General features: G+C 59.5%; 19 protein-coding genes. 5 read left to right on the plus strand and 14 right to left on the minus strand.

Annotated elements, in window-relative coordinates; genetic code table 11:
- The first annotated feature begins 2 nt into the window (after positions 1-2).
- Positions 3-1,010, plus strand: a complete 1,008-nt coding sequence (locus B9N88_RS03930; protein WP_027603400.1) for an aldo/keto reductase — start codon at positions 3-5, stop codon at positions 1,008-1,010.
- 60 nt (positions 1,011-1,070) lie between these two features.
- On the opposite strand, the gene B9N88_RS03935 is transcribed toward B9N88_RS03930, so the two are convergent.
- The 7 genes from B9N88_RS03935 to B9N88_RS03965 form a co-directional block, all read right to left on the minus strand.
- The gene (locus B9N88_RS03935) at positions 1,071-1,826 is read right to left on the minus strand and encodes an ABC transporter ATP-binding protein (RefSeq protein ID WP_027603401.1); all 756 of its coding nucleotides are present in this window, start codon (positions 1,824-1,826) and stop codon (positions 1,071-1,073) included.
- The gene (locus B9N88_RS03940; RefSeq protein WP_027603402.1) at positions 1,820-2,866 is read right to left on the minus strand and encodes a FecCD family ABC transporter permease; all 1,047 of its coding nucleotides are present in this window, start codon (positions 2,864-2,866) and stop codon (positions 1,820-1,822) included. The genes B9N88_RS03935 and B9N88_RS03940 overlap by 7 nt, the downstream gene beginning before the upstream one ends.
- Positions 2,863-4,017, minus strand: a complete 1,155-nt coding sequence (locus B9N88_RS03945) for an ABC transporter substrate-binding protein (RefSeq protein ID WP_027603403.1) — start codon at positions 4,015-4,017, stop codon at positions 2,863-2,865. The genes B9N88_RS03940 and B9N88_RS03945 overlap by 4 nt, the downstream gene beginning before the upstream one ends.
- Positions 4,018-4,081: 64 nt before the next feature.
- The gene (locus B9N88_RS03950) at positions 4,082-6,496 is read right to left on the minus strand and encodes a TonB-dependent receptor (protein ID WP_027603404.1); all 2,415 of its coding nucleotides are present in this window, start codon (positions 6,494-6,496) and stop codon (positions 4,082-4,084) included.
- A 100-nt stretch (positions 6,497-6,596) separates the two neighbouring features.
- Positions 6,597-7,574, minus strand: coding sequence for a FecR domain-containing protein (locus tag B9N88_RS03955; RefSeq protein WP_027603405.1), 978 nt, complete (start codon positions 7,572-7,574; stop codon positions 6,597-6,599).
- A complete protein-coding gene (locus tag B9N88_RS03960) occupies positions 7,575-8,090 on the minus strand; it encodes a sigma-70 family RNA polymerase sigma factor (RefSeq protein WP_027603406.1) in 516 nt (171 codons plus the stop codon).
- 117 nt (positions 8,091-8,207) lie between these two features.
- On the minus strand, positions 8,208-9,437 hold the full coding sequence (locus tag B9N88_RS03965; protein ID WP_027603407.1) for an MFS transporter: 1,230 nt from the start codon (positions 9,435-9,437) through the stop codon (positions 8,208-8,210).
- A gap of 175 nt (positions 9,438-9,612) precedes the next feature.
- Here B9N88_RS03965 and B9N88_RS03970 point away from each other — a divergent pair, with 175 nt between their 5' ends.
- Positions 9,613-11,811 (plus strand): TonB-dependent receptor, encoded by a 2,199-nt coding sequence (locus tag B9N88_RS03970; RefSeq protein ID WP_027603408.1) that lies wholly within the window; start codon positions 9,613-9,615, stop codon positions 11,809-11,811.
- 165 nt (positions 11,812-11,976) lie between these two features.
- Here B9N88_RS03970 and B9N88_RS03975 read toward each other — a convergent pair whose 3' ends face one another.
- A complete protein-coding gene (locus B9N88_RS03975) occupies positions 11,977-12,825 on the minus strand; it encodes an SDR family oxidoreductase (RefSeq protein ID WP_027603409.1) in 849 nt (282 codons plus the stop codon).
- Positions 12,826-12,913: 88 nt separating this feature from the next.
- Between B9N88_RS03975 and B9N88_RS03980 the strand changes: the two genes are divergently transcribed.
- Positions 12,914-13,324: a winged helix-turn-helix transcriptional regulator gene (locus B9N88_RS03980; protein WP_074845758.1), complete on the plus strand. Its 411-nt coding sequence runs from the start codon at positions 12,914-12,916 to the stop codon at positions 13,322-13,324.
- 66 nt (positions 13,325-13,390) lie between these two features.
- Here the strand turns inward: B9N88_RS03980 and B9N88_RS03985 are convergent, their stop codons facing one another.
- Together B9N88_RS03985 and B9N88_RS03990 are read right to left on the minus strand one after the other, a co-directional pair.
- Positions 13,391-14,131, minus strand: coding sequence for an NADPH-dependent F420 reductase (locus B9N88_RS03985; protein WP_256221058.1), 741 nt, complete (start codon positions 14,129-14,131; stop codon positions 13,391-13,393).
- 211 nt (positions 14,132-14,342) lie between these two features.
- Positions 14,343-15,101, minus strand: a complete 759-nt coding sequence (locus tag B9N88_RS03990) for an SDR family oxidoreductase (RefSeq protein ID WP_027603412.1) — start codon at positions 15,099-15,101, stop codon at positions 14,343-14,345.
- Positions 15,102-15,201: 100 nt separating this feature from the next.
- Here B9N88_RS03990 and B9N88_RS03995 point away from each other — a divergent pair, with 100 nt between their 5' ends.
- Positions 15,202-15,789 carry a TetR/AcrR family transcriptional regulator gene (locus B9N88_RS03995; protein ID WP_027603413.1) on the plus strand — a complete coding sequence of 196 codons (588 nt, stop codon included), beginning with the start codon at positions 15,202-15,204 and terminating at the stop codon, positions 15,787-15,789.
- 53 nt (positions 15,790-15,842) lie between these two features.
- On the opposite strand, the gene B9N88_RS04000 is transcribed toward B9N88_RS03995, so the two are convergent.
- From B9N88_RS04000 to B9N88_RS04010, 3 genes are all read right to left on the minus strand, one after another.
- Positions 15,843-16,721, minus strand: coding sequence for an isocitrate lyase/PEP mutase family protein (locus tag B9N88_RS04000; protein ID WP_027603414.1), 879 nt, complete (start codon positions 16,719-16,721; stop codon positions 15,843-15,845).
- A 123-nt stretch (positions 16,722-16,844) separates the two neighbouring features.
- On the minus strand, positions 16,845-18,152 hold the full coding sequence (gene dctA / locus B9N88_RS04005) for a C4-dicarboxylate transporter DctA (RefSeq protein ID WP_027603415.1): 1,308 nt from the start codon (positions 18,150-18,152) through the stop codon (positions 16,845-16,847).
- 102 nt (positions 18,153-18,254) lie between these two features.
- Positions 18,255-19,424: a mandelate racemase/muconate lactonizing enzyme family protein gene (locus tag B9N88_RS04010; RefSeq protein ID WP_027603416.1), complete on the minus strand. Its 1,170-nt coding sequence runs from the start codon at positions 19,422-19,424 to the stop codon at positions 18,255-18,257.
- Between the two features lie 100 nt (positions 19,425-19,524).
- On the opposite strand from B9N88_RS04010, the gene B9N88_RS04015 reads away from it, so the two are divergent.
- The gene (locus B9N88_RS04015) at positions 19,525-20,418 is read left to right on the plus strand and encodes a LysR family transcriptional regulator (RefSeq protein WP_027603417.1); all 894 of its coding nucleotides are present in this window, start codon (positions 19,525-19,527) and stop codon (positions 20,416-20,418) included.
- Between the two features lie 42 nt (positions 20,419-20,460).
- Here the strand turns inward: B9N88_RS04015 and B9N88_RS04020 are convergent, their stop codons facing one another.
- Complete coding sequence (locus B9N88_RS04020) at positions 20,461-21,171, minus strand: hypothetical protein (protein WP_169899619.1); 711 nt, start codon at positions 21,169-21,171, stop codon at positions 20,461-20,463.
- Between the last annotated feature and the right edge of the window lie 50 nt (positions 21,172-21,221).

Consider the following 21,221-nt stretch of genomic DNA (forward strand, 5'->3'; position numbering starts at 1 on the left):
GCATGAAGTACACATCATTTGGAAAGACCGGTTTGCAGGTTTCACAGGTGGCGCTCGGCACGGGCAACTTCGGCACAGGCTGGGGTTATGGCGCCGATCCCGACGCCAGCAAAGCTGTGTTCAACGCTTATGCCGAAGCTGGCGGCAACTTCATCGATTCGGCTGACGTCTACCAATTCGGGCAATCCGAAGAACTGCTCGGTACATTGCTGGAAGGGCGGCGTGAGGATTTTGTGCTCGCCACCAAGTTCAGCAGTGGCGCAGTGCAGAATGCGAACCGACTGGTCACCGGCAACAGCCGTAAGGCCATGGTGGCTTCCGTGGAGGCAAGCCTGAAACGGCTCAAAACCGATCGGATTGATATTTACTGGGCGCATCACCCGGATGGCACCACGCCCCTTGAGGAAATCGTCCGAGGCTTCGAGGACCTGGCGCGTGCCGGCAAGATCCTGTACGCGGGCCTGTCGAACTTCCCCGCCTGGCGCCTCGCCCGTGCGGTCACGCTGGCCGAACTGTCCCATGCCGTTCCGATTGCGGCTGCGCAGTTCGAACATAGCTTGGTGCATCGCGAGCCCGAGGCCGATTTGTTCAAGGCATCGCATGCGCTCGGTCTCGGCATCGTGACGTGGTCACCCCTGGGGGGCGGTATGTTGACCGGAAAGTACCGGCAAGGTGAAACGGGGCGTGCTGAAGGGTTCGCAGGCCGTGTGTTCCAGCCGGAGAACTCGGCACAGCGCACGCAGACGCTGGACGCGGTAGTCGCTATAGCGGGTGAACACGGCGTCAGCCCGGGCCAGGTTGCCATTGCTTGGGCAGGCACGCATGGTGCGGTTCCCATCATCGGCCCGCGCTCACTTGGCCAACTTACCGATAACCTTGGAGCGCTGACACTGCAGCTCTCTGCGGAGCAAATTGGTCGACTTGATAGCGTGAGTGACCTGGCGCCGTCGGCAGTGGCCAGGGTCCCTGTTGCTTGGGCTGACGGCGCTCCAGAGCGTGTCGTTGCCTGACCTGTAAAGGTGCAAATATCGGTTTCTCGCATCAAGCTGTGGTTCGCCTTGGGTACGCAGTCAAGTTATGCCGTCGATCAAAATATGCCGTTGTCCCCGACTGCACTGCTCGATCCGCGCCTCAACCTGGTACACCTCGCGCAGCATGTGTTCGGTGATCACCTCATGACTCGCGCCGCTGCCCTGGGCGGTGCCGTCGGCAATCACCAATACCTGGTCGGCAAAGCGCAACGCCTGGTTCAGGTCATGCAGGGCAATAAACACGATGACCTGCTGTTGGCGGGCCAGTGCGCCCATGAAGTTCAACACTTGCACCTGGCGATGCATGTCGAGGGCGCTGGTGGGTTCGTCCATCAGCAGGATTTCCGGTTCGCGCACCAAGGTCTGGGCGATGGACACCAGTTGCTGCTGGCCGCCGCTGAGTTCGCCCAAGTTGCGAAAGGACAAGTCGCTGATGCCAAGGGCCTCGAGCATTTCGTCCACCAGGTTCAACTCGTCATCGTGGACGGTCCATTGCGGCGACAGTTGCTTGCGGGCCAGGAGTACCGATTCGTAGACCGTCAACCGCGCACTGGCATTCAAGCCCTGGGGCATGTAGCAGATGCCCTGCCGGCCCTTTTTCGAGTCCTGCAGGATCACCTGTCCAGGCCCGTCGATCAGCCCGGCCATGCGTTTGAACAGGGTGGACTTGCCCGCCGCATTGGGCCCCACCACCGCGACCACCTGGCCGCCGGTGAACGCGGCGGTGGTAACGCCACGGATGATCGTGCGCTGGCCATAGCGGGCACCCAGGTCTTGCAGCTGAATCTTCACCATGTGTTTTTCTTCCCGCTGAGGATCAGTGATATGAAGAACGGCACGCCGATCAGCGAAGTGACCACCCCGATCGGGAAGATGGCGCCGGGGATCAGGGTTTTGCTCACCACTGAACTGGCGGACAGAATCAGTGCGCCGGTCAGCAGCGAGGCCGGCAGGAAGAAGCGTTGGTCCTCGCCGATCAACATCCGCGCAATATGCGGGCCGACCAGCCCGATAAAGCCGATGGTGCCTACAAAGGCCACGGGGAACGAGGCGAGCAGGCTGACCATGATCAGCGTCTGAAAACGCAGGCTGCGTACGTTGATCCCGAAGCTGGCGGCCTTGTCGTCACCCAGTCGCAGTGCGGTCAGGGCCCAGGCGCGCTTGGCAAAGATCGGCAGGGTGATCACGATCACCAGGCAGATCACCCCGAGTTTGGGCCAGGTGGCTTTGGTCAGGCTGCCCATGGTCCAGAACACCACGGCCGCCACGGCTTGCTCGGTGGCGAAAAACTGCACCAGGGCCAATAACGCGTTAAACGTGAAGACCAGGGCGATACCCAGCAGCACGATGGTTTCCGCGGTGACCCCGCGACGCATGCTCAGGAAGTGAATCAGCAACGCCGACAGCATGGCCATGATGAACGCGTTGACCGGCACCATGTACTGCGCCGCCAACGGAAACAACGCCACACCAAACGCCAGCCCCATGGCTGCACCAAAACTGGCGGCGGCGGAAATGCCCAGGGTGAAGGGGCTGGCCAGCGGGTTGTTGAGGATGGTCTGCATCTGCGCGCCGGCCAGTGACAACGCCGCACCCACGGCAACCGCCATCAGGGCGATCGGCAGGCGGATGTCCCACATCACCACGCGAACCTGTGCCGGCGCACTGTCCGGCGCAAACAGTGCACCGAGTACTTCATTGAAACTGTAGCGCGCCGGCCCCAGGGCCAGGTCAAGCAGCAGACTGCACAACAGCAGCAAGAGCAGGCCACCGAGGATCAGGCGTTTGCGCAGCACCAGGGCCCGGTAGGTGTCGCGTTGGATCACGGCACTCATGGCTTGAGGCTCACGAAGTAACCCGGCTCATAGGGCACCGGCAGGAATCGCTCGTGCAATTGGCGAAACGAGGCTTCAGGGTCCAGGTCGGTAAACAGTGTCGGATGAAACCACTTGGCCAACTGCTGGATGGCCACGAACTGATAAGGGCTGTTGTAGAACTGGTGCCAGATGGCATGGAACGCCTGGTCATCCTGGGCCTTGATCCCGGCATAGGCCGGGCGCTGGGTATACCAGGCCAGTTTGCGCCGGGCTTGGGCCATGTCGGCACCGGGACCCACCCCGACCCAGTGGCCACCGGGGGCAAAGGCTTCCCAGTTGGCACTGGTGACCACCACCTGTTCCGGGTTGGCGACGATCACCTGCTCGGGATTCAGCTGGCCAAAGGTGGTGGGAATAACGTCTCTGGCGATGTTATTGCCCCCCGCCATATCGACGAACAGACCGAAGTTTTCATTGCCGAAACTCAGGCAGCAATCGTCGGTGTAGCCACCGATACGCTCGATGAACACGTTGGGGCGCGAAGGGTGTTGCGCGTTGATCACGTCGGTGACGCGGCGGATCTGCTGGTTGCGAAAGTCGATAAACGCTTCGGCACGCGCCTCTTTGCCGAACAACTGGCCGAACAGGCGCATGGTCGGTTCGGTGTTCTGCATCGGGTGGTTGCGAAAGTCGACGTACACCACTGGAATCCCCAGGGCATCGAGCTTCTCGATATAGCGGGCGTCCTCGGTCGCGTGCTGGGCCTCGATATTGAGGATGATCACGTCCGGGCGCTGGGAGATGGCCTGCTCGATATCGAAGGTGCCGTCTTCAAAGCCGCCAAAGGTGGGGATTTTGGCGATGGCGGGAAATTTACGCAGGTAAGCGCCATAGGTGTCCGGGTCGGACTGGATCAGGTCCTTGCGCCAGCCGACGATTCGCTCGATGGGGTTTTGCGTATCCAGCGCGGCAACCAGGTACAACTGGCGGCCTTCCCCCAGAATCACGCGCCGGACCGGCAGGTGCACCTTGACCTGGCGCCCGAGCAAATCGGTGACGGTGCTGCGTGGTGCCTGCGGCTCGGCGGCCGTCGACGGCAGCGCCCATCCCAACAAACCCGCAAGCAGCAGCCCGGCGAAGGCGTGGCTGCGTCGAACAATGGTAACCATGGTTAAAGCCTTTGCAGTGGTCGGGCCGGGTGGCGGTGCAGCTAGTCGCGCCGGGCCGAAGGTTTCAGAAATCGACCGTGGTCGACAGTAGAAGGGTGCGTGGCGAGCCTTGAGAGAACGCACCATAGGAAGCGACCCCCGACCAATACTCGCGGTCGAACACGTTCTGTACCGTGGCGCGAAAGGTCGTCGGACGCTGGGCGATGCGCGTGCTGTAGCGCACGCCCATGTCGAAGCGGGTCCAGGGGTCCAACTGCTGGGTGTTGGCCTGGTTCACATATTGGCTGCCGGTGTACAACGCCCCGCTGGTTAGCGTCAGCCCCTCGACCCAGGGCACGTCCCACTCGGCCCAGAGGTTGGCTTGCACCTTCGGCACCCCCACCGGGGTGTTGCCCCGGTTGGCCGCAACCGCGCTTTTGGTCAGTTGTGCATCCAGCAGCGTCACCCCGCCGAGCAGGCGTGTGCCTTGGCCGGCCTCACCGGATACGTTCAGCTCCAGGCCCCGGTTGCGCTGTTCGCCTTGTACCGCAAAGGTGGTGCCTGACAGCTCGCCACTGGGTTTGGTGATCTGGAACAGCGCGAGTGTGGACATGACCGTGCCGTAGTCGAGCTTGACCCCCACCTCATGCTGGCGTGAGACGTAGGGGGCAAAGATCTGGCCCGCGTTCGAGGCCGTGGCGGGAGCGATATCGCCTTTGCTCAAGCCTTCCAGGTAGTTGTAGTAGAACGACACATGCTCCCAGGGCCGGACAACTGCGCCGAACAGCGGCGTGGTCCTGCCGTCGTCGTAAGCCGTGGTCGCCGTACCCGCCGCGTCGTAGTTGTTGGAGCGGATGGTCTGTTTGCGCAGGCCGGTCGTCACCTGCAGGCGCTGCTCGAGCATCGACAAGGTGTCGGCAACCGCGACGCCGGACAATTCGGTCGCCGAGACTTTCGGCGTGGCCGGCGTGGCAATGTCGGCCTCGGGTCGTGAGACAGGGTGGTAAATGTTCGACAGGATCGGCGGGCCGGAAATAATGCCGCGCGACAACTCATCGCGATAGCGCGTGACCTGCAGCGTGGTGCTGTGGCTGATCGGCCCGGTGTCGAAACGCAGTCGGGCACCGCTGTCGACCGTGTAGCGCCGTACTTTAAATTTGTAATAGCCGGGGATCGACGAGGTGTCGCCGGCGGTGTTGATGATGGTCGGGGTCTGGTCGGAAAGGCGTGCCACGTTCGACTTCCCACCGCCGGCATGGGCAAACAGGGTCAGTGCGTCGCTCACATCATACTCGCCCCCCAGCAATGCCGACTTGTCGCGGGTCTTGGACCAGCCCCACGCCTGGCTGACGTTGGTACGCCCGTTGGCGGCGTGGGGAATCGGCACGCCGGGCGCGATCAGGAAGGGCCGTGACGCCGCGTCGAATTGCTCTTGCTGGTTGATCAGGTCCAGGCTGGTGCGCAGGCGATCGCCCTGGTAATCCAGGGCGATGGCACTGACCCCGACATCCCGCGATTGCTTGTCGATGACAGTGTCACCCTGCTGCACGCGGCCGTTGACGCGCATGCCGAATCGCCGGTCCTCGCCAAACCGCCGACTCAGGTCGATATGGGTGCCCAGTTGTCGGTCCTGGGCATAGGTGGCCGTGGCGCGGGTCAGGTCCTCGTCCAGGGCGCGCTTGGGGACCACGTTGATCACGCCACCGACGGCGCTGTTGGGGGACATGCCGTAGAGGAGGGCGCCAGGGCCTTTGACCACTTCGATGCGTTCGGCGTAGTCGGTGAATACCCGGTAATTGGAGGCCACGCCGTACACACCGTCGAACGCCAGTTCCCCGAGGTTGCCTTCCCCCACCGGAAAGCCGCGGATAAAGAATGAGTCGACGATCCCCCCCGTCTGGCCGGTGGAGCGGACCGAAGAGTCGCGCTCCAGCACGTCGCCCACGGTGGTCGCCTGCTGGTCTTTGATCAATGATGCGGTATAGGTGCTGATGCTGAACGGCGCGTCCATCACATCCGTATTGCCCAGCAGACCGAGACGCCCGCCCTCGGCTACCTGGCCGCCCGGGTACACCGGCGGCAGGCTATCGGTGTGTTTTTGCGCCGCCTCCACCGTGGTCGCCGACAGCGTCAGCCGGCGCAGTACCAGGGTGTAGCTGCCATCGCTGCGCAATACCATCTCCAGGCCGCTGCCTTCGAGCAAACGCGTGACGGCCTCCTGCGTGGAGTAGGTGCCGTTCAGTTCGGGGCTGGTCAACCCCTCCGTGATCGACGGCTGGAACGACAGGGCGATACCTGCGTCCACGGCAAAGTTCGAGAGCGTCGCGCCGAGCGGGCCGGGGGCGATGTGGTAGGCCTGCACGGCGACCGAATCCAATTGGGCCGGTGCCTCCGCCAATGCCACCGGGCACATGGCACCGGCCAGCAGCAGGCTGAGCACGACGCCGTGCACCATCGGTTTGAGCGGACGAGCCGGACGCAGGGGCCGTGCTACGAGCATGAAAGGATGACCCATGGGCGAGAGGAAAAGGCTGTTCCTGTCTTTGCCAGTCGAGATCGAAAAAAGTATCACCCCGGCCGCCGTTTATTTTTGCGTGGGATCAGGCGGGCGACAGGGTGACCCAGTAACCGCGCAAATGACTGTTCGCCAGCACGGGATAAGTGTGCACCAGCATGCTCAAGGTGCGATCGGTATCACTGATCGGAAAGGCCCCGGAAATGCGCAGGTCAGCGATGGCCGGATCACAGCGCAGGAAACCCCGGCGGTAGCGCGTCAGTTCCGCGACGAAATCCGCCAGGCGCATCTTGTCGGCCATCAACATGCCCTGGGTCCATGAACCGATGTAGCGATCGGTCGGCGCCAGGTCACCAAAGGTCTGTGAGGAGAAGTCGGTGCGCTGTCCTGCATTGACGATCAGCGGCGGGGTCTGGCGGTTATCGGCCAATATCACCCTCACCGCGCCGTCGATGACCGCAAGATGGGTGCGGGTGCTGACTTCACGCACGGTAAACCGTGTGCCCAGCGCCTGCATGCTTCCCTGGCGGGTGCTGATCAGGAACGGTCGGGGCAGGGGGGCGGTGTCCACGGCGGTCTGCACCAGGATTTCGCCTTCGCGCAGGTGAATAAGGCGTTGGCGGTCGTCGAATACGACGTCGATGGCGGTAGCGGTGTTCAGGGTGATGCGCGAGCCATCGGCCAGGGTCAGTTCGCGGCGCTGGCCAACGTCGGTGCGATAGTCCGCTGACCATTGCTGCGATTGCGCCAGCTTCCAGCTCCCCCAACCCGCGGGCGCCAGCGCCAGCAGGATCGCCAGCTTGCCCAGTGCCGCACGACGTTCAGGGCTGTCTGGCCGGTCGAGCGCCGACATCGCCAGGGCGGGCGGCAGGCCGCCGAACTTGCTCTGCAGCAATTGCGCCCGCGACCAGGCGCGATCCCGCTCCGGGCTGCTGACCTTCCAACGCTCCCATTCGGCGCGCTCGTGCTCGCTCAGTTCGCGTTCGCTCAAGCGCATCAGCCACTCGGCGGCTTCTTCGAGTACCTGCGGGTCCAGCGGCGGTTCCCTGCGCAGACCGAGCATTCACTCCACCAGCATCAGGCACTGTACGAAGGCCTGTTTCATGTAGCGCTTGACGGTGATCAGCGATACACCCAGTTGCTCGGCGATGTCGTCGTACTTGAGGCCGTTGATCTGCGACAACAGGAAGGCGCGCTTGACCAGGGGCGCCAGAGTATCGAGCATGGCGTCGATTTCGTGCAGGGTTTCCAGCACCATGAAGTGCGCCTCGGGCGACGGTGCTTCGTGGGTGGGCACGTTCGCCAGCGCATCCAGGTAGGCGCGTTCCAGTGCCTTGCGCTGGTACCAGTTGACCAGGATGCCCTTGGCCACGCAGCTCAGGTACGCCCGTGGCTGGTCAATGACCGTGACCTGTGAGGCGAGGATCCGGGTGAAGGTGTCCTGCGCCAGATCCGCCGCATCCATGGCGTTACCCAGTTTTCTCTTCAGCGTGGCATACAGCCAGCCGTGATGCCCGCTGTACAGGGCCTCGATGGCGCGCAGGTGATTGAGGTGATTCGCGGAAGAGGTTTCGCTCATGGCGGCAGATTTGTTTGTAATTGAGAAGTATTCCCAATGCTAGTTGACAAACCGACGTGAGCGCAAGCGCGATCATGTCCGGTGATCAGGCGTGTGACAGGCGTATCAAGGCGCTAATCAGCGATTGGACGGCGCGGACGCCGACCAGTACCGCAACGCCACCATGGGAACCAGCGCCACGGCATAGGCCAGGCATACGAAAAGATAGGTGTATGGCAGGCCGTAGACCTGGCTCAACAAGCCACCGATGGAGATGCCGGCAATCGAGGCGAACTGCGCGGTACTTTGGGCAATACCCAGTACGTAGCCTTGTCGCGAGCTGTCGGCGGTTTTCGAGACCAGCGCCATCAGCACGGGGGTGGTCGCCCCCAGCAGGACTCCCCAAATGAAGTAGGCGAGGATAAATACCCCGGGGCTGCGCGTTACGCCCGCCACGGCAGTCAGGGCGATGCAGGCCATGACGATATACGTGATGCGTTGCAGGGTTTCTGCCTGGGAACGATGCTCGAAGTAGCGCGACCATGCCGTTGCCGACAGAATAAAGCCCAGCGCCAGCAACCCGTAGCACAGGCCCACGATTGAGTGGCTGACCTCGAAGGTCGAGCTCACGTACAGCGAGAAGGATGTCTGCGGCAGCATGCGCGCCAGCAGCAGGATCCCCATGACGCACAGCAGCGACAGCAGGGGAGAGCCGCGCCATAGGCTTTCGGTGCCTGCGGCCGGCGCGCGGGTGGCCACCGCCGGTTTTTTCGGTACGGGAGGTACATCCGGCAACGTCACGGCGGCGATGACGGTACAGAGTGCACAGAGCACCGAGGCGACGATGTTGATCCAGAAAAACGTCGCGTAATCGAGGATCAGGCCGCCTGCGACCGCACCCAGCAGTGAGCCGACATTGGTCGATATCTGCAGGATCGCGAATAACCGCGCCCGTCGCGACGGCGCTTCGATACTGACCCCGTAAGCCTGCGCCGGGGCTATATAGCCGGCAAAGGCGCCCTGTAGAAAACGCAGGATCAGGATGACCCAGATGTCACTGAAAAACGCCAGTCCGAGCTGGGTCAGGGACAACCCCGCGAGTGCGCGGATCATCATCAGTTTGTGGCCGTAGCGATCGCCGATACGGCCCCAGAATGCACTGGTCAGCATGATGCCCAGCATCGGCCCGACGTACACGGCGATGCTGGCGAAGCTGAATACCGACTCCGAAGAGGCCAGCCCGCGCAGGTGCACGGGCCAGAACGGCCCGCTCATTTCCATCGCACCAATGGAGACCAACTGGATCGCGAACAGAAGATAAATGAGGATTCTTACATGGGAACCCGGGATGGCACCTGCTTGGGACATGCGTACTCCTTGGTCAGCCACAGGGCCATTTCATGCCAGTGTGTGAGGAACGCGGCGTCCAGCACAACCCTGCGCACCGTGCAAAAAAAATCATACGGGGGGGTGATACCTTTTCGCACGTCGACTGGCATTAGGAGTAATTCCCATTTTCCCTCGTTGAAAGGATCCTCTCGTCATGCCTGTTGCCAGTCGGCCCTGCGGTGAACGCGCGTTAACCCTCGCCATTCGAACCGCCCTGTTGAATTTCGTCATGGTCGCAGCGGGCGCCACTGCCTGGGCTGAGACACCAACGCCTGCCGCCACGGATGACAGCACGCCCAGCCTGACCCTCGACACCACCACGATCGACGGCCGCTACAACGGCCCGACGGCGTTGCCCGAAGTCCTCCCCGGTGGACAGGTGGCGCGCGGCGCGCGGCTGGGCATGATGGGCAACAAAGACGTGATGGACACGCCGTTCAGCGTCACCAGCTACACCGCCAAAACCCTCGCCGACCTGCAAACCGTCACCGTTGCCGATGCCCTGGAACGCGACCCGTCGGTGCGCTCGACCGGCCAGACCGGCGGTATCGTCGATTCGTTTTTCATTCGCGGTTTTGCCATCGGCGAAGGCAACCTGGGTGAGCTGGCCTACGACGGTGTGTATGGCGTGGCCCCCAATTACCGGGTCTTTACCGAGTACGCCGAGCGTGTCGAAGTGCTCAAGGGGCCGGGTGCCTTGATGTATGGCATCTCGCCCAACAGTGGTGTGGGTGGGGTCATCAACATCGTTCCCAAACGGCCGCTGGAGGAAGACCTGACCCGGTTCACCGGCAGCTACGCGTCGGACTCCCAGACGGGCGGGCATCTGGATATCAGTCGGCGTTTTGGTGAGGAAAACCAGTTCGGCGTGCGCTTTAACGGCAGCTTGCAGGGCGGTGATACGGCGGTGAACGACCAGCATCGCGACGTAGGGATCGGTGCGATTGCCCTGGATTATCGTGGCGAGCGGCTGCGCCTGAACCTGGACTACATCAGCCAGAAAGAAAGCTTCGACGGTGCCTCACGCCCGTTCACCATCGCGCCGGGCGTTGACGTGCCATCCGCCCCCAATGGCCGCACCAGCCTGCCGCAAAAGTGGGGTTGGTCGGATACCAAGGAACAGTCCGCATTGCTCGGCGGTGAATATGATCTGAGCGACAACCTCACCGTTTTCGCCCATGCAGGGGGCGGCAAGTCGGATGTGAAACGCATGTCCGACCAGGTGCCGCGCATCCTCAATGACGCGGGCGACACCAGCAACGTCCCGGGCTATTACAAATTCAACGTCGACCGTTCTACCGCCGATGTGGGGATGCGCGGGCTCTTCGCCACCGGGCCGGTAACCCATACCACCACGCTGATGGCGACCCGTTACCAGGATGAGCTGTCGCGGGGCATCAACAACGGCACCACGATCCTCTCCAATATCTACCACCCGGTGGACACGCCCAAGCAATACATCAACACGCCCAAGGTGCTGCGAATCTCCGAGTCGGAGCTGTCCGGCGTGGCGTTGACCGACACCTTGGGGATGCTGGATGACCGTCTCCAACTGAGCCTGGGCGTACGCCGGCAGTTTATCGAGTCGCGTAACTACAATGCCGCCGGCACCGTCAGCTCGCGTTACAGCGCCAACGCCACCACGCCGTTGCTGGGTGTGGTGGTCAAGCCCTGGGAGGACGTCTCCCTCTACTACAACTACGTCGAAGGGCTGAGCAAAGGCGATGCGGCACCGGGCACGGCGAGCAATGCCGGGGAAACCTTTGCGCCGTATGAGTCCAAGCAGCACGAACTGGGGGTGAAGTATGAACACGGCACCTTCATGACCACACTGGCGCTGTTCCAGATCGAAAAACCTGCCGGCGAACTGGGCGCCAATGGCGTGTATTCGGTGCAGGCCGAACAGCGCAACCGTGGCCTGGAACTCAGCGTGTTCGGCGAAGTGGCCACCGGCACCCGTTTGATGGGGGGCGTGACCTTCCTCGATGGCGAGCTGACCAAGTCGGCGACTGCCGCTAACCAGGGCAACAAGCCGGTCGGCGTGCCCGATATCCAGGCCAACCTGTGGGCGGAATACGACACCCCCTGGCTGGAAGGTTTCACCCTCACGGGTGGTGCGATCTACACCGACAGCCAATACGTCAACCAGGCCAACACCCAGGAACTCGACGCCTGGACCCGCATTGACGCCGGTGCGCGTTACGCCACCAAGATAGAAGGGCGGCCGACGACATTCCGCGCCACGGTACAGAACGTGTTCGACCGTGAGTACTGGTCCGGCGTGGCCTCCTATGGTGCGTTTTCCCCGGGGTATCCGCGTACCTTGCAACTATCGGCGACCGTCGATTTTTGACGGGCGCCGGTTTGGAGCAATCATGCACCAGCAATAACCTTAAGCCTGGCTGGTCGCCCGATCGTCAATGACCCGAATTCGCCATTGCTCAACGGTGCGCAGGGGGTTACAGCCCTTGCGCTCTTTGTTGGCGTGGCTGCTCGGCGGCGCCACGGTGTCCTGCGATCATTGCCCTTTGAGTGCGATTGCCACTGCTGCTGAAAGTGAAGTCGTGGCCCTGCCGGTCAGCGTCGAAAGCTGATGGCTATCATCGAAAAGTGCGCCTTGGGATGCGTTGACATCGTAGCCCGCCAGGGCCTGTGCGAGTGGCTCCGGGAGGCCGAAATTGATTAACGCAGAGGCGTAGTCAGTTTCAGGCAAGTTCTTGTAGGGAATGTTCCTACCCGTTTGCCGAGAAACCTCGGCTGCGAGTTCCGATAACGTCCAGGCGCTGTCACCCGCCAACTCGTAGACCTTCCCCTCTTGATCGTCGCGGGTGAGCACGACGGCAGCGGCCTGGGCGAAATCTTCCCGTGTCGCCGCAGAAATCTTTCCGTCACCTGCGCTGCCGATAAATTCACCGGCCGATAACGCGCCAGCGATAAAGCCGGTGTAGTTCTCGGTATACCAACCATGACGCAATATCGTGAATGCCAACCCCGATGCTGTGAGCTCGGCTTCCGTTTGCCGATGCTCCTCGGCGAGGTTCAATGAAGAGGTATCCGCGTGCAGTACACTGGTATAAACGACGCGACCCACACCGGCCTGCCTTGCTGCGTTGATGACATTTCGATGCTGTGAGAGTCGCTTACCTATTTCGCTTGAGGAAATGAGTAGAAGCGTGTCGACTCCGCTGAGCGCCGCGACCAGGATTTGCGGATTGTCATAGTCGGCAACACGTGCCTCCACGCCTAGATCACTCGCCTTGTCAGGGCTGCGCACCAGCGCGACCAGGTTGGACGCGGGTACTTTTTGCTTGAGTTGCTGGACAACGAGGCGGCCAAGTTGGCCGGTGGCTCCGGTGACGGCGATCATGAGGGATTCCTTTTACAAAAAGTGATAGAGCAGGCAGAGTAGGGCCTTAACTAACTTTTCGTAAGTACGTACCTAAAGGTAAGTAAGCATGCCGGATTCGGAGCCCTCTGGAGCAACCCGTCCCGCAACAGTGGCCAACCGACTGCGCAGCGGTGAATTATTCGACCCGGATTGTCCCTCGAGGGTCGTGCTCCAGCACGTCAGCAGCCGCTGGGGAGTATTAGTATTGGTGGCCTTGCTCGCGGGTACGCATCGCTTCAGCGATCTGCGTCGCAAGATTGGAGGGGTCAGCGAAAAGATGCTTGCGCAGACCCTCCAGTTTTTGGAACTCGATGGTTTCGTCCTGCGCAAATCCTATCCGGTCGTGCCACCCCACGTTGAGTACAGCCTCACCCCTATGGGAACTGAAGTAGCCCGCCATGTCGAAGGCCTGGTTGACTGGATCGAAGGCAATCTGCCAAAGATTCTGGAGGAACAACGCTCTCGCCAGATTTCATAACGGGCTTGCGACCTCTGATTGATCACTCAGGCGGGACCTTAGGCAAGAGTCCCTCCAATCCGATAGTCAGGCGGTCAGTTCCCGATTCATGGCAACAATGTCCTCGTGTGTGAAATGGCCACCGGGCGTCATGAACGTGACCATCAGGGCATCCCGGTTTTGAGGCGCCCTCAACTTATCTGCCGCGCACAAGGCCGATTTCAACGCTGGCAACTTGAGTTCGGTGCAATAGGCAGGTGTACCTGGTTGCTGACGCCACGAGTCTTCCAGGCCACCAGCGGCAAGCGCGGTGAAGCCGGTATCCTCTACTAGATCTTGCGCGATCCTCTGAGCATTGATGTCACCGCCAGCCACAGGTAAGGCTATGCGTGAGGAGGACCCGACGGGTTGGCCGTGATCGGCAAGCGTTGCTGCGAGGACCGCGTTCCATGCCTTAACAACCGGGTGGCCAATCTGCTCGCTTACCCAAACGCTTTCGGGCTTGCCGTCGTCCACTTCTTTGATCGCCCCGTCTCGTTCGGGATAGTAATTGGAGGTGTCGATGATGACGACCCTCTCGGGAATACGGCTCAATGTTTGCCGCAGATCCGGGGACTTTGCAAAGGGGATCGAGAGGATCACGGCTTCCACGTCGGACACTGCATCTTCTTTGGTCACCGCGTGTACACCGATTTTGTTGGCAAGGTTCTCAAGGGTATGGGGACTCTTCGAGTTTGCCAGTTTGACTTCATGGCCGCACGCAGCGAGCTTTCGAGCAAGAGTTGCGCCAATGTTGCCTGCGCCGATAATTCCGATTTTCATTTCAATCGCATCCTCACCTACGAACAATAATCAAGCTATTAAGCGGTGCCGATCAATTCTTGAGCGCTGCGAATGAGCGCTTCAAATTGATTTTCCATGGCACCTCTCTCGAGATCCATCATGGCGACGGCGAACTTATCTGTTTAAAACTGAGCACGCTGAGCGAGCACCCATTGAGTGTCCAGGTAAGCAGCAGAGGCTACTCATACGGTTGACGTCATTCTGCCGGTGGTTTGTAGCCCGCAAGCATTTTCAAGACCTCATCATGTGATCCGCTCGCTTCAGCAAACCGTAAGGGCTTGGCGCGTTCGACGACAAGTTCCCGTGGGGTCGGAGAGATTTCGAGCAGTTCGAAGACTTCATCCAAAAACTCCTCCAGGGGCATGGCGTGTTCGTCGTTTTCCTGCCCCAGTAAAGTGGTACGCACCCCCGGCGGCGCAAGCTCTATAACCTCAACCGGCGAGCTCTCTAGCTGCACTCGAAGACTTTGAGTGAACGAGTGAACTGCAGCTTTGGTTGCGCTATAGGTAGGTGTTGCAGGCAGCGGGACAAATGCCAAGGCCGAACTGACATTCACAATCGTTGCACTGGGCTGCTTGATCAACTGGGGAGTGAACGCGTAAACCATACGAATCGTGCCAAGTAAGTTCGTGGTCACGATATCTTCGGCCGTGCTCAGGCTTTGCGGATCAGTCAGATCCTCCCAGTGCATGATCCCGGCGTTGTTTATAAGGACGTTCAGATTCGGATGGCTGGTCGCAAGCGCTGTGCAGCTGCGCTGGATGGATTGTAGATCGCAGACGTCCAGCACGACGGATTCAATCCCCGGATGCTCCGACACGATCTTGTCGAGCAGAGCCTTGCGACGTCCTGCAATGATGACGGTGTTGCCCGCCTTGTGAAGCCTGAGCGCCAGACCGAGGCCGATGCCTGAGGTGCCGCCAGTAACCAGAATCGTGTTGCCAGTGCTGTTCATAGTAAACTCCAGGAACCACGCCTAAACGGACAAGTGTCCGCTTGATCAAAATTACCGGACAATTGTCCGATTAGCAATGCAATGAAGGAAAACTTTGCCCATGACCGACGAATTGGTGATGCGTTCTGACGCCAAGAAAAACCGCGAACGGATACTGGAAGTCGCTGTGCTCGAGCTGACCAGCGATCCTGCGGTTGCGTTGAGCACGATCGCGAAGAAGGCCGGGGTGGGGCAGGGCACGTTCTATCGCCACTTCGCCACCCGAGAGAAACTGGTATTCGAGGTCTATCAATTCGAGATGCAACAGGTGGCATCGTTGGCGGAACAGCTTCTCGCGACAAAACCGCCCAAGGAGGCCCTGCGGGAATGGATGGACAGCCTCGCTGAATACGCAATGACAAAGGCAGGACTCGCTGCTGCGATTCAACAAGCTGCGTCTGTTTACGAGTTCCCAGGGAAATCGGGATACGCTCCAGTCCAGGCCGCCGCCGAGTTGCTTTTGAGGGCGAATGAAAAGGCCGGAACTATTCGTAGCGGGATTACCAACGACGATTTCTTTCTAGCCATTGCTGGCATATGGCAAATGGATGCCCAGAGTGAATGGCGCTCGCGTCTCGCCAGATTGATGAACCTGGTGATGGATGGTCTGTGCGCTGGCAGCCCCGAGAGCCTGAAGAAAAACGTGTAGCCTTTAGGGCAGGCCTATTACCAGCAACCTTGTGGTCACTCTGCCCGCCTGTTTCAGGGGCAATTTGAATCGTACCCTGACTTCAAGTAGGTCTTGGCCCACTCACGATAGTTATCCGAGAGCGTGTATTTTGAAAGCAGCTCAGGAAGGGAAAGCTCGCTTGCGTGTGTGCCGCTTTGTTCGCGCAGCGCCTCGTAGGTCGCTTTGATTGCGGACAAATAAGGGGCATGCCCATTGACCACGACCCGCACATTGGCGGCACTCAGTTTCTCGACATCGCTCAGGGCCGGATTGCCGTAGTTGATCAGCATGATTGGCACGCTGAGGTGTGCCGTGAGTGCTTCCAGGTGCTGGAAATCCTTAACGCCAACCAGGCAAATCGCATCTGCTCCGGCCTTCTGATAGGCCGCAGTGCGAGCGATGGAGTCTTCCAACGTGGTAGCGGCCACATTCGTTCTGGCAATGATGCTGAGCGCATCATCTGAACGGGCAAATCGTGCAGCGTAGATCTTGGCTGCGGCTTCTTGCCTTTCGATAAGCACGTTCGACTGCTCGTCGTACTTGGCCGGTAGGTGGGTGTCTTCCAGCGTCAGGGCGGCAACACCGGCTTTCTGAAGCTCGGTCACTGTTCGCATGACATTAAGTGCGTTACCGAACCCATGATCAGCATCGCCGATGATTGGGATTTGACTGGCCCGCCCGACTCTAGAAACCTGTTCGACGTACTCATCAAGCGTGAGCAGTGCAATGTCAGGTGCCCCGAGCACTTGAAGCGAGGCGACGGAACCACCTTGGATGGCAACCTCAAAGCCAAGGTCGGATGCCATGCGAACCGAGATAGGATCGAATACGGACGCGGCAAATTTACAGGCGGTTCCGTGAAGTAAGTCACCAAACGTCTTGCGCAATTCATGATGAGATCGCTCGATCATTTTTTCGGCTCCATCCACTTCATTCGCGGTCTTCGTTGGGATCGTCCCGCGTTGAACGAGACCTGGAAATCACGACCGGTCATGGCCATGGTTGACGCGCAAATGACCGGTAAGCTGTGCTGATTACTTTTGCGGCAACAGTGCTTTGCGCACTGCTTTTTGGTGTTTCATTGCGGCAATTTCATGCTCGCAGGCTTCGACGTCAAAGGAGTTGTCCCATTTGGCAATGGCGATGGTGCCGATACCGTTGCCGATCAGGTTGGTCACGGCACGCGCTTCGTTGAGGAAGCGGTCGATGCCCAACAGCAGGACAAGGCCTACCAGCGGAATGGAGTGGATGGTCGTGAGCGTTGCCGCAAGGGTTATGAACCCGGCACCCGCGACGCCAGCGGAGCCTTTTGAGGTCAGCAGGAAGACACCCAGCAGAATCATCTGATCCATAAACGTCAGGGGCGTATTGGTTGCCTGTGCGATAAAAATCGCCGCCATGGTGAGGTAAATGCAGGTGCCATCTGCATTGAACGCATATCCAGTGGGTAGCACCATGCCCACCACTGACTTCTTGCAGCCCAGCTTTTCAAGTTTCACCATCATTCGCGGAAGCACGGCCTCGGTTGAGCAGGTGCCAAGTGTGATGAGAATTTCATCTTTGAAATAACGCAGAAATTGCATAAGCGGCATGCCCGACCATCTAGCGACCGTCCCCAGTACGACCACGATGAAAATCAAGGTGGTGATGTACAGCGCGACCAGCAACTGGCCGAGTGACAGCAAGGTACCAATTCCGTACTTGCCTATCGTGAACGCCATCCCGGCGCCGGCGCCAATCGGCGCCAGGCGCATAACCATTGCTACGATCTTGAACAGCCCTTGCAGAAACAAGTCGATGGTATTGATCAGCGGTTTGCTGGTTTCACCCATTTGAACGAGGGCGATGCCCATCAATACCGAAATCAAGATGACCTGAAGCATGACGCCATTCGAGAATGCGCCAATGAAGGTGCTCGGGATGATGTTGAGAAAGAAATCGATAGTCCCGCCCTGCTCACTGGCGGCTTGGCTGTACTTGGCGATAGCGCTGGCATCAAGCGTGGTAGCGTTGATATTCATCCCGGCGCCTGGCTTTACGACATTGACCACAATAAGGCCGATGACCAGCGCAATGGTTGAAAGGATTTCAAAGTAGAGCAGCGCCTTCACGCCGATCCGCCCAACCTCCTTGATGCTGCCCATCTTGGCGATACCCACCACGACAGTACCGAAAATAATCGGCGCCAACAGCATTTTGATGAGTTTGATAAAACCATCCGCAAAAGGTTGAAGCTTGGCTCCGAATTGCGGTTCAAAGTGACCGATTGCAGCGCCGATGACGATACCGATCAGCACCTGCACATACAGCTGGCTGTACCAGCGGGACTTGGACATTTCCACGGAAGCACCTCATTTTATTTTTGTGATGGGCATGTGGTTTGGCGTCAGTGGATGACGCCTGAGTCTGCGGCCCCTTTAAAAGAAACCGCAGGCCGAGGTTGATCAGCCTTCGCCTAGCTCGCGCATGACTGCGTACAAGGCGGACTTGGCTTCGAAACCAACACCTGGAATATCCGGCAGGCCGACATAACTATTTTCCACCTTGATTCCGTCGGCGAAGCCGCCGAAAGGCTGGAACACGTCGGGGTAGGATTCGTTGCCGCCCAGGTGCAGGCCGGCTGCGATGTTCAGGGACATCTGGTGGCCACCATGGGGAACCACGCGGCGGGAAGACCAACCCATGTCTTCCATCACTTTCAGGGTGCGCATGTACTCCACCAGCCCGTATGACAGGGCGCAGTCGAACTGGAGGAAGTCGCGATCAGGGCGCATTCCACCGTGACGCAGAAGGTTACGGGCATCCTGGTGGGAGAACAGGTTTTCCCCGGTGGCCATGGGCAGCTCATAGTGATTGGCGAGCTCAGCCTGAAGTGCGTAGTCCAGCGGGTCGCCGATCTCCTCGTACCAGAAGAGGTTGTACTGCTTGATGGCTTCCGCGTAAGCAATACCGGTCTGTAGATCGAAACGACCGTTGGCATCGACCGCCAGTCGACGACCGTCACCCACCACTTCAAGCACCGCTTCGATGCGACGAATATCCTCATCCAGCGGTACTGCCCCAATCTTCATTTTGACGACGTCGTAGCCACGATCCAGATAGCTCTGCATTTCTGCTTTGAGCTTGGTCTGGTCTTTACCTGGGTAGTAATACCCACCGGCTGCGTAAACCCAGACCTTGTCATCTGCCACGCCGTTACGGTAGCGGTCAGCCAGCAGGCGATACAGAGGTTTGCCCTCAATCTTGGCGACGGCATCCCATACAGCCATGTCGATGGTGCCAACCGCGACCGAGCGCTCGCCGTGGCCGCCTGGCTTTTCGTTGGTCATCAGGGTTTTCCAGATGGCGAACGGATCCAGGTTGTTGTTTTCATGGTCGACGAGCGTGTCAGGATCAGCTTCCGTGATACGCGCCAGGAAACGATCCCGCATCAGAGCGCCTTGGCCATAGCGGCCATTGGAGTTGAAACCGTAACCGATGATGGGTTTGCCATCGCGAATCACATCGGTGATGACCGCGACGACCGAGCAGGTCATCTTGGAAAAATCGATATAGGCATTGGCAATCGGGGAGGCAATGGAAACTGTTTTTTCACGGATGTCTACGATACGCATGACGGGCTCCTCTTGTTGTTTGTGGCCCCACGTTATGCTTTGCGATGTCACCCGCCCAATGCTATTAATGCCGGACCCTATGCACAGGAGGCATGGCCCCTTGGAACTCGTTTGGCTTGAAGATCTTTCAGCGCTTGCGGAGTACGGCAGCTTTGTCCGTGCCGCTGAGGCACGCCATGTTACTCAGCCAGCCTTCAGTCGAAGAGTACGCTCACTGGAGAATTGGATGGGCGTCGAGTTGTTTGTGCGCACACCACAAGGCGCAACCCTTACCGAGGCCGGAAGGCAAATTTTGCCCAGTGCTCAGGAAGCGGCCCGACACTTGTACAGGATGCGCAACGAGGCTCAAGAGGTAGCAGGAATCGCCGCCAAGTCGTTGCAATTCGCGGCAACTCATTCGCTGTCGTTTACGTTTTTTCCCAAGTGGCTTCGAAGCTCAGAAAACGGTGCCCCCATTGAGGCAGTGAAACTGCACTCGGACAGCATGGCCGTTTGTGAGCAGATGCTGATACATGGTCAGGTTCAGTTCCTGCTCTGCCACCGCCATCCCGACGTTCCGCCTTTACTGGCGCCTGATCAGTTCACCGGCAAGAAGGTGGGGGAGGACGTCCTCGTTCCGCTTGCGAGTGCTTCCACTCACTTCGGCACCTCGCCCGCGGCATTGCCATACCTCGCATACACCCATGAGTCTGGACTGGGACGTATCGTCGCCCACAGGTTGCGTGGCAAGGAAGATTACCTTCACCTCAAGCCGCTTTTCAGCAGCCACCTTGCAGCGGTACTCATGTCCATGGCCCTGGAAAGCAAAGGTGTGGCGTGGCTGCCCAAGAGCCTTACCGAGCAGGAAGTTCTTGATGGGCGCTTAGTCAGAGCGCTCGACGAAAGCTGGGACATACCTCTGGAAATTCATCTGACCCGCCCGAAAGCAATCCTCAGTCAATCTGCTGAAGAGTTTTGGAGCCGGGCGGGTAGTGACCCGCAAGCTCCCACATGACGAGCGCCCAGTTACACGCAATGCCCAAGCGGGTCTTTATCTTCACGTCGGATGACTGAGCGACGGAGGTTTTCTGGTTCCCGCGGCAGAGTTTAACCAGAGCAGCATTGCGGCGAGAGAGGCGGCGACTATCAGCGTAAGCCACATGATGACCAGCAGGGTGAAGGTGACACTGTTGTTTAACTCACGAAAAATGCCGAAGGCAAAAGCCGTGTACCAAGACACCCCCGAAACTGCACCGGAGGCGAGAAACAAGGCCGCTCTTTTGCGGGACACGCCAAAGAGCAGGGGGCGACTCAGGTCGCGTAGGGCTTCTGGCAGCACAAGCGCGTGGATGATTATTCCATTGATAGTCAGCACGATCACCACAATGACTTTCGCCCAGAGTTTGGGGTTTTCAAACTTTTCCGGCGACTCCATCGCGTAAAGGGCAAGGAAACCAAGGCCTGAAAGCCACAGGAGGCAGAGTCCAATAGTGACTGCGTCGCTGATGAAGTGAAAGGTGCGTCCGATTTCAACCGGGAGGCTGCCCCGGCGCATCCAACGCAAGATCCAGAGGTCCAGCATCGTCGCCCCACCGAGACCGAAGCACATGCCGAGCAGGTGTATACCTATAAGGAGTGTCAGCACTTTTAGCTGTGGGAGTGGAGCCGGCAATGGAACGCTCAGCGCGAGTGTGTCGGCGAGTAAGTAGCCACTGCCGGACAGCGCAAGCAGGCCGCCTAAAATCATGAAAGACGTGCGTATCTTCATTTATTGCGGCCTTGGACGAGTGTTTTTAGTTGGACGCGTGCGCAGTTTGT

The sequence above is a fragment of the Pseudomonas sp. LAMO17WK12:I1 genome, assembly GCF_900177315.1.
In the GTDB taxonomy this organism is placed as follows: Bacteria; Pseudomonadota; Gammaproteobacteria; order Pseudomonadales; family Pseudomonadaceae; genus Aquipseudomonas; species Aquipseudomonas marginalis.

Coding starts and splice junctions, on each gene's coding strand:
- B9N88_RS03930 (WP_027603400.1), top strand. CDS start 3: ATGAAGTACACATCATTTGGAAAGACCGGTTTGCAGGTTTCACAGGTG.
- B9N88_RS03935 (WP_027603401.1), bottom strand. CDS start 1,826: ATGGTGAAGATTCAGCTGCAAGACCTGGGTGCCCGCTATGGCCAGCGC.
- B9N88_RS03940 (WP_027603402.1), bottom strand. CDS start 2,866: ATGAGTGCCGTGATCCAACGCGACACCTACCGGGCCCTGGTGCTGCGC.
- B9N88_RS03945 (WP_027603403.1), bottom strand. CDS start 4,017: ATGGTTACCATTGTTCGACGCAGCCACGCCTTCGCCGGGCTGCTGCTT.
- B9N88_RS03950 (WP_027603404.1), bottom strand. CDS start 6,496: ATGCTCGTAGCACGGCCCCTGCGTCCGGCTCGTCCGCTCAAACCGATG.
- B9N88_RS03955 (WP_027603405.1), bottom strand. CDS start 7,574: ATGCTCGGTCTGCGCAGGGAACCGCCGCTGGACCCGCAGGTACTCGAA.
- B9N88_RS03960 (WP_027603406.1), bottom strand. CDS start 8,090: ATGAGCGAAACCTCTTCCGCGAATCACCTCAATCACCTGCGCGCCATC.
- B9N88_RS03965 (WP_027603407.1), bottom strand. CDS start 9,437: ATGTCCCAAGCAGGTGCCATCCCGGGTTCCCATGTAAGAATCCTCATT.
- B9N88_RS03970 (WP_027603408.1), top strand. CDS start 9,613: ATGCCTGTTGCCAGTCGGCCCTGCGGTGAACGCGCGTTAACCCTCGCC.
- B9N88_RS03975 (WP_027603409.1), bottom strand. CDS start 12,825: ATGATCGCCGTCACCGGAGCCACCGGCCAACTTGGCCGCCTCGTTGTC.
- B9N88_RS03980 (WP_074845758.1), top strand. CDS start 12,914: ATGCCGGATTCGGAGCCCTCTGGAGCAACCCGTCCCGCAACAGTGGCC.
- B9N88_RS03990 (WP_027603412.1), bottom strand. CDS start 15,101: ATGAACAGCACTGGCAACACGATTCTGGTTACTGGCGGCACCTCAGGC.
- B9N88_RS03995 (WP_027603413.1), top strand. CDS start 15,202: ATGACCGACGAATTGGTGATGCGTTCTGACGCCAAGAAAAACCGCGAA.
- B9N88_RS04000 (WP_027603414.1), bottom strand. CDS start 16,721: ATGATCGAGCGATCTCATCATGAATTGCGCAAGACGTTTGGTGACTTA.
- B9N88_RS04010 (WP_027603416.1), bottom strand. CDS start 19,424: ATGCGTATCGTAGACATCCGTGAAAAAACAGTTTCCATTGCCTCCCCG.
- B9N88_RS04020 (WP_169899619.1), bottom strand. CDS start 21,171: ATGAAGATACGCACGTCTTTCATGATTTTAGGCGGCCTGCTTGCGCTG.